The 18,263-nt window shown below is 48.0% G+C and carries 10 protein-coding genes; 9 read left to right on the top strand and 1 reads right to left on the bottom strand.

All coding sequences use genetic code 11. The annotated features are described in order from the left end of the window. Nucleotides 1-60: 60 nt before the first annotated feature. Nucleotides 61-4,143, bottom strand: a complete 4,083-nt coding sequence (locus BFP72_RS13220; protein ID WP_099599583.1) for a two-component regulator propeller domain-containing protein — start codon at nucleotides 4,141-4,143, stop codon at nucleotides 61-63. A gap of 254 nt (nucleotides 4,144-4,397) precedes the next feature. On the opposite strand from BFP72_RS13220, the gene BFP72_RS13215 reads away from it, so the two are divergent. From BFP72_RS13215 to BFP72_RS19025, 9 genes are all read left to right on the top strand, one after another. Further along, nucleotides 4,398-7,409 (top strand): TonB-dependent receptor, encoded by a 3,012-nt coding sequence (locus BFP72_RS13215; protein ID WP_099599582.1) that lies wholly within the window; start codon nucleotides 4,398-4,400, stop codon nucleotides 7,407-7,409. 18 nt (nucleotides 7,410-7,427) lie between these two features. Then, nucleotides 7,428-8,984 (top strand): RagB/SusD family nutrient uptake outer membrane protein, encoded by a 1,557-nt coding sequence (locus BFP72_RS13210; protein ID WP_099599581.1) that lies wholly within the window; start codon nucleotides 7,428-7,430, stop codon nucleotides 8,982-8,984. Nucleotides 8,985-8,995: 11 nt separating this feature from the next. Then, nucleotides 8,996-10,435, top strand: coding sequence for a SusE domain-containing protein (locus BFP72_RS13205; RefSeq protein ID WP_099599580.1), 1,440 nt, complete (start codon nucleotides 8,996-8,998; stop codon nucleotides 10,433-10,435). 195 nt (nucleotides 10,436-10,630) lie between these two features. Next, the gene (locus BFP72_RS13200; RefSeq protein ID WP_099599579.1) at nucleotides 10,631-11,833 is read left to right on the top strand and encodes a glycosyl hydrolase 53 family protein; all 1,203 of its coding nucleotides are present in this window, start codon (nucleotides 10,631-10,633) and stop codon (nucleotides 11,831-11,833) included. Between the two features lie 105 nt (nucleotides 11,834-11,938). Beyond that, on the top strand, nucleotides 11,939-14,482 hold the full coding sequence (locus tag BFP72_RS13195; RefSeq protein ID WP_143520070.1) for a hypothetical protein: 2,544 nt from the start codon (nucleotides 11,939-11,941) through the stop codon (nucleotides 14,480-14,482). A 135-nt stretch (nucleotides 14,483-14,617) separates the two neighbouring features. After that, nucleotides 14,618-15,898 carry a glycosyl hydrolase 53 family protein gene (locus BFP72_RS13190; protein WP_143520069.1) on the top strand — a complete coding sequence of 427 codons (1,281 nt, stop codon included), beginning with the start codon at nucleotides 14,618-14,620 and terminating at the stop codon, nucleotides 15,896-15,898. 158 nt (nucleotides 15,899-16,056) lie between these two features. Continuing rightward, the gene (locus tag BFP72_RS13185; RefSeq protein WP_143520068.1) at nucleotides 16,057-16,833 is read left to right on the top strand and encodes a hypothetical protein; all 777 of its coding nucleotides are present in this window, start codon (nucleotides 16,057-16,059) and stop codon (nucleotides 16,831-16,833) included. Beyond that, entirely contained in the window at nucleotides 16,834-17,046 is a 213-nt protein-coding gene (locus tag BFP72_RS13180; protein ID WP_099599575.1) for a hypothetical protein, read from the top strand. Between the two features lie 505 nt (nucleotides 17,047-17,551). Beyond that, nucleotides 17,552-17,890, top strand: a complete 339-nt coding sequence (locus BFP72_RS19025; RefSeq protein ID WP_143520067.1) for a hypothetical protein — start codon at nucleotides 17,552-17,554, stop codon at nucleotides 17,888-17,890. Nucleotides 17,891-18,263 lie beyond the last annotated feature (373 nt).

Here is an 18,263-nt window from a genome sequence, read left to right as displayed (position 1 = left end):
CTGTAGTAGAAAGGAATGCATGGGTGCGGAGATTCTCAAACTCATGCTCCAGCCGTATCTTTAGTTGACTTTGCTTCTGTCTCCTTCAAATTTCTCTTGGTATTTTTTGGGTGATAGCTTAAACTCTGCTTTGAAGCATTTGGAGAAGTAGGAGAGACTAGAGAATCCGACTTGATACATGATCTCAGTGATATTTCCTTCTTTGTTTTGTAGGAGAAGAGAGGCTTTTTTGAGGCGGTATTTTTGGATGATCTCCTTGGCCGAGTGGTCCGTCGTAGCTTTGAGCTTTCGGTAGAGGTGTGTGGTACTCATGGCCATCTCGGAGCTGATCATGTCGACGGTCAGTTCGGAATTGGAGATGTTGGCCTCTATGATGTCCATCACGCGCTTGACGAAAATGTTGTCCTCGTTGTTGGCGGCATCAGTGGTATTGGGTAGTTGGATCAAGTCCTTTCTAAAAAACTCGGTGAGTTCTACTTTGCGTTTGATGAGCTGGTCGATGTGTGCTTCGAGCAGATCCATCTCAAAGGGCTTGGTGATGTAGGCATCCGCCCCAGTTTTGATTCCTTCGACCTTGTTGGAGATGAGGGCTTTGGCGGTGAGGAGGATGACCGATACATGACTGGTTTTGGGGTCGTTTTTGATCTCTCGGCAGAGTGTGATGCCGTCCATGACGGGCATCATGATGTCGCTTATGATCACCTGAGGGAGAAAATTATTGGCCTTGATGAGGCCTTCTTGGCCGTTTTCTGCCGCGACAAAGTTGTATTTGTGACTCAGGCTTGTTTGGATGAACTCCACCATGTCGTTGTTGTCCTCGATGATGAGGACGGTTGGTTTGTCAGAGGCCAGATCGAGTTGGTAGTATTTGGCGCCGTTTTGGCGCCCGTGGACCGAAGGAACTGCGCGTAGCTCGATAGGAGCATCAGTCTCTAGGGTATCGATCGGTAGGTGAGCTTTGCCGAGGGGCAGATGGATGGTGAAGGTCGTGCCTAGTCCGATGTGGCTATCCACAATGATTTCTCCGTGGTGTAGTTCGATATATTCTGCTGCGAGGGTGAGGCCGATACCGCTACCAGATTCTTTGCGCTTGCCGTCTTCGGCTTGGTAGAATCGCTCGAATATTTTGCTCTGGTCTTCTTTGGATATGCCAACTCCTGAATCGCTGATTTCGATTTTGAAGGTTCCCTCTTTGTAGTCTGGCTGCTTGGTGTCCACAGAGACAGAGAGCTGGATTTTACCACGATCGGGGGTGAACTTGAAGGCATTGGATAGTAGATTGAAGAGGATCGTTTCGACTTTTTCTACATCGACCCATACGTCATATTCAGCTATTTGCTTGTCAAACTGGTATTCGATGTGGTGTCGCTGGGCTTTGTCGCTAAACATGGAGAAGACTTCTTCACAATAGGAGACCAGTTCGATACGACGCACTTTGAGTTGGAGGCTGTCATTTTGAATTTTGTTGAAGTCTAAGATCTGATTGACCAGACGTAGGAGGCGGACGGAATTTTTTTCCGCCAAGGCGATCAGTTTGCTGCTTTCCGTATCGAGGATGCCTTTGTTTTGGATTTGATGAATGGGGGGTAGGATGAGACTGATCGGTGTACGGAGCTCATGCGAGATGTTGGTGAAAAAGATTTCTTTGGTACGTTCGATTTCTTCGGCATGCTGTACTTCTAGCCGAGTGATTTTGAGTTGGTTTTTGAGGTGAACTCTCGTGGAGTAAAATGTGAGGGCATAATAGACGAGAATCAGCAAGAGGACTACATAGAGTGTGATGAAGTAGCCGCTGAGAAACAGCGGCGGATTGATCGTGATGTCGAGTTGTGAGACGGCTTCACTTTCTAGACCATAATTGTTGAGTGCCTTGACAACAAAGGTGTAGTCGCCTGCTTTGACGTTGGAGTAGATGGCGAGGTTTTTGGCTCCAGAGACTTGATGCCAAGTGTCTTCTAGTCCTTGGAGTTGGTAGGTGTAGAGGTTTTTGTCGGGCTGCCAAAAGTCCAATGAAGAAAACTGGAGGGCAAAGGATCGTTCGTCATAGTCGAGAACCAAGTGGTCGACGAAGGAAATGTCCTGGGTGAGCAGGGTACGACCATCGAGCTGTTGGCCGATGGCGATGGGTTGGTTGTTGATCTCCAAGTCGGTCACATATACAGAGGGAATGTAGTCGTTGGGAGTGGCTTGATTGGGGGAGAACTGAATGAAACCATTGTCACCACCAAAAATGAGCTGTCCATCGTGTGTTTTGGCGGCACAGCCAAAATAGAAGCTTTTGATGGGGAGATTGGGGTCCAAAGGAAAAATTTCGATGCGTTGGTTGTCGGGGGATACTTTTTGTAGTGATGAATTGGTGATACTCCAGATGTCTCCTGCATCGTCTTCGATGATGCTATTGACTATCTCGTCATTGCCCGTCAAGAAGGGGTGCATTGTGACTACATCACGCTGGGTGTCGTACTGGATGAGACCGTCGTGTGTACTGGCCCAGATCTGGTCGTTGGTTGCATAGTAGAGGGTGTAGATCACGTGATTGGCCGCCGCTTGGTTGAAGCGATCGACAGCTTGTGCTTCTAGCGTATGTGGGTCTATGCGGTAGAGTTTGTCATATTCGATGGTCCAGAGTGCAGCTCCTCCATACACGTGTTTTTCTGAGCCTGACTCGAGTGCGGTGACCTCAGCGAATCGGATGTCTTGGAGGGATTGTCTATCGCCGATGATTTGGTAGAGCCCCCCTTGCCAAGCACTCATCCAGAGCGTGCCATCTGGTTGCTGGGTGAAGTTGCCAATGTAGTTGGATTGCAGCCCGTTGGCTGAATCCGATTTGATGACCGTCATGTGTTGGTGCTGGCGATCCCAGATATTGATCCCACTGGCGGTTCCTATCCAGATGCGTCCATAGGAGTCTTCTTCGAGGGTGGATACATTGTCGAGCAAGATGCGTCGAGGAGGGGGCGACTGGGTGTTGTAGATGGTCTTGTCTCCCGTGTGGGGATCGATCTGGATCACACCATGTTGTGTGGCGAGCCAGTAGTCGCCTTTAGACCCGATGAGGAAAGATTTGATTTGATTGCCGATGACTTGTCCGTTGGCTTCATAAGAGATGTCATGAAATGAGTAGAAATTGCCGTACTTGTTCATTCGGCTGAGCCCGTTGGAGGTGACAAACCAGACCACGCCGCTCTTGTCTTCGAAGATCTGGATCACGACATTGTTGGCGATGGAGTAGGGGAGCTGGGGATTGTGAAAGTGCGTAGTGATGGACTTGGTGATCGGTTCGAATCGGTTGAGTCCAAAATCCGTACCCAGCCATAGCTCTCCTTGTTGGTCGGTGTAGATGCATTTGATCACCGGATTGCTCAGTTGGTCATTTTCTTCCGTAAAGGCGTAAGACTCTGTGCTGTTGATGTTGACGCGATAGAGCCCTAGCTCGGTCCCGATCCATAGGTTGGGGTCGTTGTTGATCGAGGGTTTGATGTCCAATATGAGGTGGTTTTGATGTTCCGATTCAGGGCGTTTGGCAAGAGAGACGGGTTCAAAGTGCTTCTTTCCTTTTTTGAGAACATTGAGTCCGTCGTAGGTCCCCACCCATACTGCGCCATTTTGGTCTTGGTGGATGCTGCGGACCATGTTGTGGGAGAGCTTGTTTTGCTCCGCATTGTAGGAGGTGTATTGGTTGGTCTTGAGATCGTATTGGATGAGTCCTTTGGCCGTTCCGATCCAAAGCGTATTGTTGTGCCCTTTGTGCAGTACTCGGATGGTATTGGAGCCTCCGAGATCGATCCGAGTGATTGCAAAGGTCTTGACATTGATTTTGCAGAGGCCATCCCAGCTCCCAACCCATACATAGTCACCCGTGGAGATCACGGAGGTTAGTTCATTGGAGGGGAGAGAGTTTTGTCCTTCTTCTTTTTTAAATAGTGTAAATTTGTTGCCATCATACCTGGCCAGTCCGCTTCCTGTGCTGACCCAGATGAAATCATATTTGTCTTGGGTGATTCCTGCAATGATGTTGGTCGGGAGACCGTCGCGCATCGATAGTGTAGAGAAGTACAACTCTTGGGCGGATGCCCAAAAACTGTATAGGCACATCACTAATCCTAGTAGGAGAGAAATGGGTAGTTGTTTGTTCGTGTTCATGTACTACAAAATCTGCCTGCAATATAACCAATGGATTGTAGGTGTGAGGGATCAACCGTCCTCATACGTCGTGTCAGACCTAAGCTCAACCGATCCGCTAATTTGTACATAAACAGGCTGAAACATGCTTTATAGCATGGAAATGAATTAAAGTTCATAGTTTGTGTATGATTTGTACAAGTAGTTGAAAGAGTGAAAATCTAGTTTTGAATTCGATTATTTGAAACTACTATTAAACTAATAAGCATGAGCGTATGAAAAAGCAATTACTAACAATTTGTTTCATCCTACTGGGGGCAGTGACTGCCTTAGCTCAACAGAGCGTGACAGGTACGGTGACCGCCATTGACGAGGCAGGGGGCATGCCGGGAGTCAGTGTCCTAGAGAAGGGTACGACCAATGGTACGGTGACCAATCTCGATGGGCAGTTTTCCATGACTCTCAAATCCGAAGAAGCCGTTTTGGTATTTTCTTTCGTGGGGTACGAGACCTCAGAAGTAGCCGTGGCAGGGAGATCTACCATAGATGTCGTGTTGGATATGGACATTGAGACTCTATCCGAGATCGTCGTGATTGGCTATGGAGAGGTCGAGAAAGATGACGTGACGGGAGCAGTAGCCACCTTGGGTGACGCTGATTTCAACCAAGGAGTGACCACTTCTCCACAGGACCTATTGACAGGTCGTATGGCGGGTGTGTCGGTGACGAGCGCAGGCGGTGCGCCAGGTAGCGCGTCGACCATCCGGATCAGAGGAGGTTCGTCACTGGGTGGTGCGACCAATGACCCTTTGATTGTGATCGATGGCTTCCCAATAGACGATGGTGCTGTGAGTGGATTGTCCAACCCTCTCAATACCTTGAACCCTAACGATATCGAATCATTCACAGTCTTGAAAGATGCTTCAGCGGCAGCCATCTATGGCTCAAGAGCATCCAATGGTGTCATCTTGATTACGACCAAAAAGGGAAACTCAGGCAAACTCAAAGTGAACTTGAATAGTCAAGTGTCTGTCAGCACTCCTACCAAGTATGTGGATGTATTGACGGGCGATGAGTACCGTACATTGGTCAACGATCTACATGATGCGGGATTCACGGGGATCGATGACGCGGCGGTGGCCAAATTGGGCGCAGAGAATACCGATTGGCAAAAGGAGATTTTTGAAAATGCGGTTTCGCAAAACTACAATTTGAGTGTGTCTGGTGCAGCGGCAGGGATTCCTTTCCGTGCGTCATACGGGTTTACCGATCAAAACGGTATCCTCAAGACGACTTCTACGACCAGACATTCTGTGTCGCTCAATTTGAGTCCTAGTTTGTTGGACAATCACCTACAGGTCAATGTCAATGCCAAAGGGACGTTTGCCAATTCAAACTTCGGGGATGAGGGAGCAGTTGGTGCTGCGGTCAATTTTGATCCGACACAACCGGTCTACAACGGCAACAGCAGATACGAAGGCTACTTTGCCTACACCACCACGACACTGCCTGATGGTAGCATCGACCCAGAGGGACCTGCCAATACCTTCATCAGCAACCCAGTAGCGATGCTAGAGCTGAGAGAGAACACGGCGGATGTCAACCGCTTTATAGGTAATGTGCAGTTGGATTACAAGTTTCACTTTTTGCCAGACTTGAAGGCCAACCTCAATTTGGGTATGGACCGTACGAGTACTACAGGTGTAGACAATGCACTACCTGGCACGACTTGGACGTACAGAGACTACACCGGAGACAACGGTCGTTTGCTCGACTATACCAGCAATTCCAATTCAGAGTTGTTGGAGTTTTATCTCAATTACAACAAGAAAATAGGAGCCCACAGCATCGATGTGATCGGTGGATACTCTTGGCAGCACTGGGAGAGAGACGGGACGACCTTTGATCGCAACACGGACGGTACGCAAGTGGTACAGGATACGAAGGATTCGGACGAAAACTTCTTGGTGTCGTTTTATGGCCGTTTGATCTATGACTATGACAACCGCTACGTCCTTACAGCTACCTTGAGACAGGACGGTTCGTCTCGATTCATTGGGGACAACCAGTGGGGGATGTTTCCTTCATTAGCACTTGCCTGGAACCTCCACAATGAGTCATTCCTTGAGAGTGTATCGTCACTCTCTATGTTGAAATTGAGATTGGGATACGGGGTGACTGGACAGCAAGGCTTGTCACCTGATTTGGTAGACCCATACTACCCAGCGATCGCCAAGTACCTCCGAAGTACTACAGGTGCATCGGTGCAGTTTGGCAACCAATACTATCAGACCTTGCGTCCAGCGGCATATGATGCCAACCTCAAGTGGGAAGAAACGACGACTTACAACATAGGCTTGGATTTCGGCTTTTGGGATGACAAACTTTCGGGTAGCATCGAATACTATCAAAAGACGACGGATGATCTACTCAACAATATTCCGATTGCAGATGGGAGCAATTTGAGCAACTACCTCGTGACCAATGTCGGGTCGATGGATATCAATGGGTTGGAGTTGTCTCTGACAGGTCGCCTTGTCTCCAAAGCAGATTTTACTTGGTCTGTGGGCACGAACTTTACCTACAACACGAGAGAAATCACGCAGTTGAGCAAAACGAACGATCCCAACGACCCAGGAGTGCTCGTAGGAGCGATTGCTGGGGGTACAGACAATAGGATCCAGATCTTGACTGTAGATCATGCGCCGTATGCTTTTTATACTTTTCAGCAAGTGTATGACACCAACGGCAACCCCATCGAGGGGATCTATGTAGATCGCTCGGGTGAAGGTGGTGATGTCATCAGCAATCAGAACAACAAGTACCACAACCAAAATCCAAATGCGGATTTTCTGGTAGGTGTCAACTCTAGGTTGAACTACAAAAACATCGATTTCTCTTTTTCGGGAAGGTGGAGTATCGGCAACTATGTGTACAACAATGGCCTGGCAGACAACAGCCTCTCTAGCTTGTACCAGTCCTCTGCCAACGGATACTTTGGAAACATCAGACAGAGTGCTGCGGAGATTGGGTTTACCATCCCACAGTATTGGTCAGATATGTATGTGCAGGATGCATCTTTCTTCAAAATGGACAACATCAGTGTGGGATACACCATGGATGGTCTGTTTGCAGACAAGCTGAAAGCAAGGTTGAGCTTCACGGTTCAAAATGCCTTCGTGATTACAGACTATGAGGGCATGGATCCAGAGGTAGATGGTGGCATAGACAACAACATCTACCCAAGACCTAGAACCTATCTCGTTGGTCTAAATCTTAATTTTTAATCCCAAAAGCGCATTAAAATGAAAGCAAATAATATTTATACATCGATCCTATTGTTGTGCATACTGACACTCGTGTCTTGTGTCAATGATTTGGATGTCAGCCCTACCGATCCAGACGTAGTGAGTGCTGACAAGGCTTATACGACTACTGCAGACTATAAAGAGGGGCTGGCAAAGCTCTATGCAACACTGGCACTCAGTGGACAGCAAGGACCCGATGGATATCCTGATATCGAAGGGATCGACGAAGGGTTTGGCAACTACTTGCGTCAGTATTGGAATCATCAAGAGTTGACGACCGACGAAGCAGTCCTCTCATGGAACGATGCGACGATCAAGGATTTTCACTGGCATACATGGACGGCCAACGATGGATTCATCGCTGCGATGCATTCACGGATCATGTACACTGTAGCACTGTGCAACGAGTACTTGCGTGCTGCTGCAGGACATTCGGAAGCGGAAGTTCAGCGGTTTCATGCCGAGGCGAGATTTTTGCGTGCTTTGGCCTATGCTCATGGAGTGGACTTGTTTGGCGCGATGCCTTTTGTGACGGAGGAGGATTTGCCAGGAGCATTCTTTCCTGAGCGTATCACGAGAGAAGATTTGTTTGCCTATGTAGTGGATGAGTTGACGGAAATCCTGCCGTTGTTGGGCGATGCACGCTTCGAGTATGGCCGTGCCGACCAAGGAGCAGCAGGGATGCTCTTGGCCAAAATGTACCTCAACGCCGAAGTATACATTGGTGAATCGAGATACGATGAGTGTTTGACAGCCTTGCAGCCCGTGCTTGCTGCGGGGTATACAATCCCGACGGCCTACATGCACAGTTTTGTGGCGGACAACCATACCAGTCCGGAGATGATTTTTCCGATTACTTACGATGGGTTGCAGACGCAGACTTGGGGAGGCATGGTGTACCTACTGCACTCACAAATCGGTGGATCGATGGATGCCCTAGGGATGTTTGGGACAGGCGATGCGTGGTCCGGTTTGAGAACCACCTCTGCTTTGGTCAACAAGTTTGATTTGACCAACGATACGAGAGCTTTGTTTTGGACAGACGGACAGAGTTTGGAAATCAACGATATCGGACTGTTTTCGGATGGGTATGCGATCACCAAGTATAGAAATAGAAAATTGAATGGTGACCTATCGGACTCCAATCAGAGTGTGCAGGTAGATACTGACTTTCCACTGTTTAGATTGGCGGATGCCTACTTGATGTATGCCGAAGCAGTGCTACGTGGTGGACAAGGTGGGTCGCGTGCACAGGCTTTGACCTACGTCAATGCGCTGCGCACACGCGCCTATGGAGACAACTCTGGGAATATAGTCGATGCAGATTTGGACTTGAATTTCATCTTGGATGAAAGAGCGAGAGAACTCTACTGGGAAGGACACAGACGTACGGATTTGGTGCGTTTTGAGCAGTTCACAGACGGGACCTATCAGTGGCCTTGGAAAGGGAAAGTGAAAGATGGAATGGCTACAGGTAGTTTTAGAGACGTGTTCCCAGTGCCTTCAGCACAGCTGGTAGCCAACCCAAATCTTACTCCAACTGACGGTTATTAAAATAGAAAGACATGAAGAATATTCTTAAAATATATACAGCGCTATTGCTGGCTTTGGTCATGTCGAGTTGTGAAGAAGAACTCGTCGAAAAGGCCATCTTAGATACGGACGCGGCAGTCAACGAACTGTCAGCATTGCCCTCAAGTAGTTACGTTTTTTTGTATGAGGAGGCAGGTGATGCATTCGATACATTCGAATGGACTGCAGCGGATTATGGATTCTCTGCATCGGTTGTATATCAGTTGCAAGTGGCTCCATCAGGCAGTGATTTCTCAGATGCCATGGCACTGGGCTCGACGCAGGAAGATACCTTGTCTCTGACTCAAGGTGCGTTGAATACTGCGTTGTTGAGTTTGGGTGCTATGCCAGAGGAGGCGTATGCTGTGGATTTTAGAGTGGTGTCATCGATTGGTGAGGGAGTTGATCCTGTTGCTTCCAATACCATCTCTGCATCAATCACGACTTACGCAACGACATTTCCTCCGATCTATTTGATAGGGGATGCCCAAAATTGGGACTTGGCTGCTCCGATGGTTTTGGAGAGTACAGGTCCAGGTGAGTACATAGGTATCGGCCCATTTGTGGCTGACGGATTTTTCCGATTCTTCGAGACGCCGGCTTGGGATGCTACCCAGTGGAATGCAGACTATTTCGAAGGTGGAACGATACCCGATGTGTTGATCAATTCGGGGGATGGTGATGCCAACTTCCAGTATACGAGCACTGATCAAGATTATCAGATCACTGTGAATCTCAACACCAAGACCATCACGATGGAAGATGCGCCGACGCTGTATATCATTGGTGATGACCAGGGATGGGATACCAATACGGCTTTCCAGTTGGGAGCGATTGCTCCGGGTGTGTTCGAAGGGACGACCACTTTCACACAGGGGAGTATTTGGAGATTCTTTGAGCACGCCGATTGGGCTGCTACACAGTACAATTATACCTACTTCGAAGGAGGTACGATTCCTGCTGATTTGACGGACGGCGGACCTGCAGACAACAACTTCACCAACGGTGCAGCCACGGGAGCTTATACGATCACAGTGAACCTCAATGAGAAGACGATCGAGATGGTCGCTGGAGAGTTAGAAGAAGAAGAGGAGGAGGAAGAGGAAGAAACACCAACGGAAGTCACGACGCTGTTTTTGGTGGGAGATGACCAAGGGTGGTCTTTTGGGACAGCCTACGAACTGACTTATCTCGGGGATGGCAAGTTCGAAGGGACTACCGATTTTACCAACGGGTCTTCGTTTAGATTCTTTGGCGAAATGGACAACTGGAGTGACCCTGTGTTCGGGTACAGCTACTTCGCCGAAGGTTCGGTGACGGAAGTGCTCGGAGACAACGAAGATGCAGACAGCAATTTTGTAGTAGTGGGAGAGACCGGTAGCTATGCGATAGCCATTGACTTGACAGCCAAAACCATCGAGTTGACTCAATAAGCAATGACTAAACTATCTCGTGGCGTGTAGTTGCTCCGAGATAGCCTTAGAACCAAACAGATAGCCGTGGGCTGTCGAAAACTGTCAGCTGAAGAGCGGCTTTTAAATATTGTACTTTTAACTTTTTATGCCTCAAATATTGATCAGAGGCTGCCTTTGGTCAATGTTTCAGGTTTAAATTAGATGTTTTGTAACATGAATCAGATACCCAAGATGAACCTCTTATTCGCCTTTTTGATGTTGTTGACCCTGTGGAACTGCAGTGAGGACGAAGGATCAACTCCTGATCCCGATCCAGAACCAGAACCGGAAGTAGTTGATTTTCAGTTTGGCGCTGATTTGTCTTATGTCAATCAGATTTTGGACCAAGGAGGGATTTTTCAAGTAGAAGGACAGGAGACGAATCCTTACAAGATTTTTGCCGACAAGGGAAACCAAATCGTGAGGCTCAGACTGTGGCACACGCCGACATGGACACAAGAGGTCTACGGCGAGGACGGAACCCAGATGTACAATGATCTAGCCGATGTGGAGCGTGCGATCGTCGCGAGCAAGGCCGCAGGGATGCAGGTACTTTTGGATTTTCACTACAGTGATACCTGGGCAGATCCAGAGAAGCAGTATGTGCCTGAGGCATGGGCAGATATCACAGATATCGCGGTGCTAGAGGACTCGGTCTACAACTACACGCACAAGACACTGACCTATCTCAACGACAAAGGCCTGATGCCAGAGTACGTACAGTTAGGCAATGAGACCAACTGCGGCATGATGTACTCGGATGCCAAAGCGGCTTTCCCAAATTGCAACGTGTGCAACGACAGTTGGACGAATTTTAGAGCGGTGATCAACAAGGGCATCTTGGCCGTCAACGATGTAGAAGCCAATTCTACGGTGGATACTCAGGTCATCCTACACGTCGCTGATCCCAAGAACGTCGACTGGTGGTTTGACAACCTCGGACTATCGGGGTACGACATCATCGGGTTTTCATATTACCCACTGTGGCACACGACGATTGGTTTGTCGCAGTTGGAGGAGACGGTTGCGGGCTTCAAGGCCAAATACCGTAAGGACGTGATGATCCTAGAGACAGCCTACCCATGGACGACCGAGGGAGACGATAGTTACAACAACCTCTTCGGTGGAGAAGAGGCACTGTCAGGCTATCCATACACGCCGACTGGACAATCGGATTTGTTGCAATCCATCACGCAGAGCATGATCAATGCCGGCGGAATGGGTGTCATTTATTGGGAGCCTGCTTGGATTTCTTCGGATATGAAGGACCTCTGGGGTACAGGCTCTGCTTGGGAGAACAACGCATTTTTTGATTATGACGGCAATGCCAACGCCGGATTTGACTACATGACCGCTACCTATGAGGGGCAGGAGTAAGGACTCCCTACGCGCCAAGTAAGCACAAACAAGGACATAGAAAAATACACCGGACAGCTATCGCGAGATAGGCTGAAGGGGAGTGTATTGCGAAAGATTTTTACGATGAAACATATATATCTGATGATAATCGCGGTGATGCTGGTGCATACATCGCAGGGACAAAACAGCACGGGTAGCCGTACTGATGTGACCGTGGATGCCAACGGAATCATGCACTGGCCAGACCAGACCGAGGTGCAGGGTTTTGGGGTCAACTATACCGTGCCGTTTGCGCATGCCTACCGCACGGCCATGCGCCAAGGGGTAGACATCAAAGCGGAGATCGACAAAGATGTGTATCATTTTGCACGATTGGGGTTTGATGCCTACCGTGTACACGTCTGGGACACTGAGATCTGTGACTCGTTGGGCAATTTGATCGAAAACGAGCATTTGGAGCTGTTCGATTACATGCTCATGAAAATGAAGGAGCGCAACATGAAGTTCCTCATCACACCGATTGCGTTTTGGGACAACGGCTGGCCCGAACCAGCGGAGAAAACACCAGGCTTTGCCAACAAGTACGGCAAAGAGGATTGTTTGACCCACCCGGATGCCATAGAGGCGCAGGCCAACTATCTCTATCAGTTTCTCAATCACGTCAATCCCTACACAGGAGTTGCCTACAAGGACGATCCAGATATCGTGGCATTCGAGGTGAGCAATGAGCCGCACCACGACGAGTCGATAGAGAAAGTGACGGCATTCGTCAGCAAGATGGTGCAGGCGATGAAGAAGACAGGCTGCCAAAAGCCGATCTTCTACAACGTCAGCCACAGCATACACCTAGAGGATGCCTACTACGCAGCAGGGATCGATGGTGGGACCTTTCAGTGGTATCCTACTGGACTAGGGTCTGGCGAAGAAATCGGAGGCAACCTTTTGCCTAACGTGGACAACTACGATATCCCGTTCAAGGCACACGAGGGCTTCAAGAAAGGAGCGAAAGTGGTCTACGAATTTGATGCAGCAGACGTGGGCCGCTCGTACATTTACCCTGCCATGGCGCGGAGTTTTCGTACAGCGGGGATTCAGTGGGCGACACATTTTGCCTATGACCCGACCTACATGGCTGCCAACAATACCGAGTACGATACCCACTACATGAATCTAGTATATGCTCCGCAAAAGGCGCTGAGTTTGAAGATATGTTCGGAGGTGTTTCATCAAGTGCCCGTATATGCGGACTATGGGGCCTATCCAGCCAATGCGTCTTTTGAAGCCTTTCGCGTCAGCTACGAGGAGGATCTAGCAGAGATGGTCACGGAGGACAAATTCTACTATACGAATCACACGAGTACCCTACCGTCCAATACGAAGAAATTGAAAGAGATCGCTGGCTTTGGCAACTCTGCCGTGGTACAGTACGAGGGGAGAGGGGCTTACTTCCTCGACCAACTGGAGAAAGGCGTCTGGAGACTAGAGGTGATGCCGGATGCCGTGTGGATTGACAACTTGTTTGGCACCAATAGCCCTGACAAGAAGCTCGCCGATATCGTATGGAATACCTGGCCGATGACGGTGCAGTTGCCCGATTTGGGAAAGGATTTTTCCATCCAAGGCATCAATACAGGAAATGCCGTGAGCGGAAAAGCAGAAGGGCAGACTGTCGCTGTATCTCCCGGCACGTACCTCATTTCCCGCAAGGGGAAAGCCGTAAAGTGGAGCGCAGCAGATACCTATAAAAACATCAGACTAGGGGAGTACACTGCCCCTGCGACTACCCTCGAAGGGACTGTCGTACTGCACAGCGCGACACAGGAAGTGACCGCTGGCACAGCACTAGAGATAGAGGCGGAGGTCGTCAGTGCATCCGCACCTGCATCGGTCAAAATCCTCCCCAATACATGGGGCGCAAAGACCTACGACATGCAACGAACGGCGGGTTATAGTTATGCAGTGACGGTCCCTGCGGAGGCGGTCAAAGCGGGGTATTTCAGTTATTATCTGCTCGTGGAGACTGAGGAGGAGACGAAGACCTATCCTGCTGGAGTGATGGGCGCACCGAAGGATTGGGATTTTTACCAAGAGGCGACCTATACCACGAGAGTCGTGGGCGAGGATTCGGATCTATATCTCTTCGATGCAGCGCGGGATTTTGAAGAGCTGAACTGGGTGTGGTCCTCAGACGTGGCATTGCTGCCGAGTGCTGAGCCTGCCAAGTCTACCTTGACCCTCGATATGGAGCAGTTGCCCACCAACGAAGACAAGAGCCTCATGACGGACTATTCGGTGCGGTCATATTTTGGAGATGTGATCGGAGCGAGAGCCGCAGCGTTGGCAGGCTATACCCAGCTGGTGCTCCGAGGAAGCTCGCAGCGCGACACGCCTGTGACGGTCACACTCATCGGTGAGGACGGGAGTAGTTTTGGGGCGACAGTGACGCTCGGTGCAGAAGCGAAGGATTACAGTTTGGCGCTGGCAGATCTGAAACCGACGCAGCTGGTGACGCTACCGAGACCCTACCCAGGCTTTTTGCCCTACTACTTCGAGCGCAGTGCCGTAGTGGAGCAGCTAGACATCTCTCGGATCGAATCGATACAGATTTCTATCGGGGGACAGGAGACTTACCAATACAGCATCGAAAGCATACGCTTGACAAAGTAGCATAAGGTCGAATCAGGTCTATGGCGCAACCGTCCGTTGCGCCCATGATTATTTCTTTTCCACAACAACAGCATGAAAAGCAATGATTATGATCGCCTCTCAAGTGAGGGGCTACTAATTTAAATAGACTAGATTATGTTTACATTTTTAACCAAGAGGATGGGAATCATCCTCTGTGCACTCGTGCTATGCCTGATTTCTCCTTTGGCACACGCACAATTCGTCAAAGGAGCCGACATCAGTTGGCAGAGTGAGATGATCGCCTCGGGCTATCAGTGGTACGATGATAGCGGATACAGTAGACCACTACATGACATCCTCAAGGATCACCACATGAGTGCCATCCGCCTCCGTGTGTGGGTCAATCCTGCCAGTGGATGGAACAACCAAAGTGATGTCGTCACCAAAGCGGTATGGGCCAAGAATGCCGGGATGGATGTGATGATTGATTTTCACTACAGTGACACTTGGGCAGATCCGGGCCATCAAACTCCACCAGCGGCATGGTCAGGCTACAACATGAGCCAGATGATGAATGCCGTATGGAACCATACGGTCAGTGTTTTGACAGCTGTCAAAAATGCAGGCGTAACCCCCAAATGGGTTCAGATCGGTAACGAGACCAATGATGGGATGATGTGGCCTCTGGGCAAAGCATCCACCAATGGTTTTCAGAACTACGCTTGGTTGGTCAATACGGGGAACAATGCCTCCAAATCGGTATTCCCGAATGCAAAGACTATCGTGCATCTCGCGAATGGCGAGAACCTGTCTGTGTTGCAATGGAACCTGGATGGCTTGGCGAGTTATGGAGCGACCTATGACATTATTGGGCTTTCGCTGTATCCGGGATCTTCTTGGCAATCTACGGTGAGCAACTACGCATACAACATCGGCTACCTATCCAACCGCTACGGCAAGAGTACCATGCTCTGCGAAGTAGGCATGGCTGCCTCACCGATCGCTACGTCCTACGATGCGCTCTACGAAATCATCAACCAATCAGCAGCCAACGGTAGTTTGGGGGTGTTCTATTGGGAGCCACAGGGCTACAACAACTGGGCAGGCTATGGCAAGCACTGCTGGCAGAGCAACGGCCAGCCGACTTGGGCACTGGATGCCTTCGTCTGGTCCAATGGAGGGTCGAGAGTGGCGGATATCAGCGAGGCACAGTCAGCGCCGCAGATAGATGTCCAAGTCTACCCCAACCCTGTGCAAAACCAACTGAAAATCGATATCGGGAGTCATGAGAGTGGTGAAGCGACCGTCTACAGCCTAGAAGGTCAAGCGCTGGCTCGCTTGCAGTTGTCATCGGGTGACAATGCCATCGATATGTCTGCTTGGCAAACAGGCATGTACTTGCTCACGGTTCGCTCGGGAGAGGAGGAAATCCAAACCAAAGTGATGAAGGAGTAGGCTGCTATAGAGTGGTGTCCTTCTCGTAGGCTTTAGGGAGTTTCACGCCCTAAAGCCTACGTTGTCTCTCCAGCTAACCAAAAAAACTTTAGATTTGGATAATACATAGTACATATAAAGTGCATGGTGTACTTTATATGTACGTTGTAGGGCATCAAATGAAGCACATAAAAAAGAAATTTCTACTTGAATCAAAAAAGGGCAATATTGACTTTAGCCAACCTGGCTTCTATGAAGTTGATCTAACCAAAGGAGTAGATAATTCTGAACTTACTAAAAACAAGAAAAGTGCTGCGTTTTTAGAAACTGATAACGGGCATATTTATGGTGGTTTTGTACATAAGGTAAATGGAAAGCATTTTGTCTTCCCTGTTCCAGACCCAACCTTAATCTATTTTAATAATGCTCAATTAAGTGTAGCAAGAATAACTGCTACCAAAGCTAAACTCTTAGAAAGAATTGATTTCGATAAATCCCTTGGAGAACCTGCTCTTAATGAAATCTACAATTTTTACGGTACAACAAGTGGCTTTGTCATATTCTTGTTCACAGCAATAGAATCTTTTATAAATCAACAAATCCCTGATGGGTTTGTATTTGAAAATCAACTGTCCAAGAAGACAGAATTATATAACAAGCAGCAAATTCAAGAATACCTAGATTTTAAAACGAAGGTAACAAGTGTCTTAAAGGAAGTTTCAGGAAAGGATTTTTTTCATAAGCAGACACCCTCGAACCAACTTATTTGGAACCTCAAGAAGTTTAGAGATGCTATAATACATACGAAACCCAATCCAACAATCCTTCAATATGATGACTTAATCAAAACCTCTCTTAACTTTAACTACAACAAGGCACTAGAGGCTGTAGCATTATTTATGAACTTTTATAAGCCCAAGTACATAATAGAATGTGACTGTGGAAAAGACTTTTAAATGAAACAATACGATACATTTATATTGGTAGAAGATATTAATACAGTGGCCAGAAGGGGCATGGAAGGAGTTATTCTAGAAGTATATGATTCAAGCTGCATTGAAGTAGAATTTGTAGAACCTAATGGTAAGAATATTGAATTTGACGGACAATCAACATTTCAAATCAGTCCTGCATCAATTAAAATTAAAAAGGCATACAACATACTGTGATCAAATCATGGCGATTAAGCTGAAAACGAAAACTCTCTGCATTCTGCAAGCCTCGCCATATCTCAGATTAGCACTATGGAATCTAAAAGGGATAGCGCAAATCAGAGATTTGGCTATCTTGTAGCCGAATCTTAAACTAAATCACACGCCACGCTTGATACAGAGGCGTTGTCTTCCATGCACCATGAAGCCGATATTAGTTGTTCTCATACTTTTAGGCCCACTAACTGGGCAATGTCAGTTTTCATTTGAACCGAACAACGACTCAACTCTATTTGATAAACCTTACGATTCTGCGAACATCTTCGAATTTAAGTTCACGATATCAAGCCCTTGGCTCTATTCCTCTTACCTCGAACTAACATATAATCAGGATAGCATCTGGAACTATAAGCGATATCTGATTAAGAACGTTGATGGTGAGAGGGTTGAACTTTCTCCAATGGATTCAACGCCTAACATCGGCAACATCTGGAATCAGCTAGTCGAACTTGGCTTTCTAACAATGAAAACAGAAGACGAAGTGACTTTCAAAGTTATTGCGAACGGGAAGTTGTTCGTGCTACCATACGAAACCTACCAAAAAATGTATCCGACTGATTTGGCTAATTTTGTGTCTGAACTTTCCAACCAACACGGAACGCGAACAGTAATGTATTACGCACCATCTGAGATGCTTGAAAAACTACAGAACTCCAATCAAAAATGGTATGTACCAGAACTTTACAAAGCTTCATTTTGCTACAAAATGATTATGGATACTTTCAAATTTGAAGATTATCGCAATAAATTCATTGAACTACGCAACCAAGAACAAACTGTCAAAACGAAAAAAGGAAGATAACATGGCGTCATAGTGCATGTGCGAATTGAGCATTTGGCCAGCTTCGGTGGAACGCAGCTCTCACCGATACGCTAGTAGGTTCGGATATCTTGGAGGATAAAGCAAATGCAGAAAGCCGCAGAGAGTGGATTGCCAGACAGTATGCAGGAGAGGAAGGGAGCTTGGTGTTAAGCTACTTATCATCGAGCGGACGCTACGACAACACTAATGATAGATTATTAAATGAATCTTTAGTATCAATTGGTGGAAATGACAATTTATTTTTAGAATATAAAAGCAGCCGCTAATCGAGTAGACAGCTGACGGTCAAATGACTGCCAGTGCGCCTCTCACACCGCCAGATCCTTTCTTCGTCAGGACAGGCTAAGTGGTT

Source organism: Reichenbachiella sp. 5M10 (assembly GCF_002742335.1).
Classification (GTDB): domain Bacteria; phylum Bacteroidota; class Bacteroidia; order Cytophagales; family Cyclobacteriaceae; genus Reichenbachiella.
The sequence above is the reverse complement of the archived record's forward strand: the minus strand, read 5'-3'. Positions and strand labels throughout refer to the sequence as shown.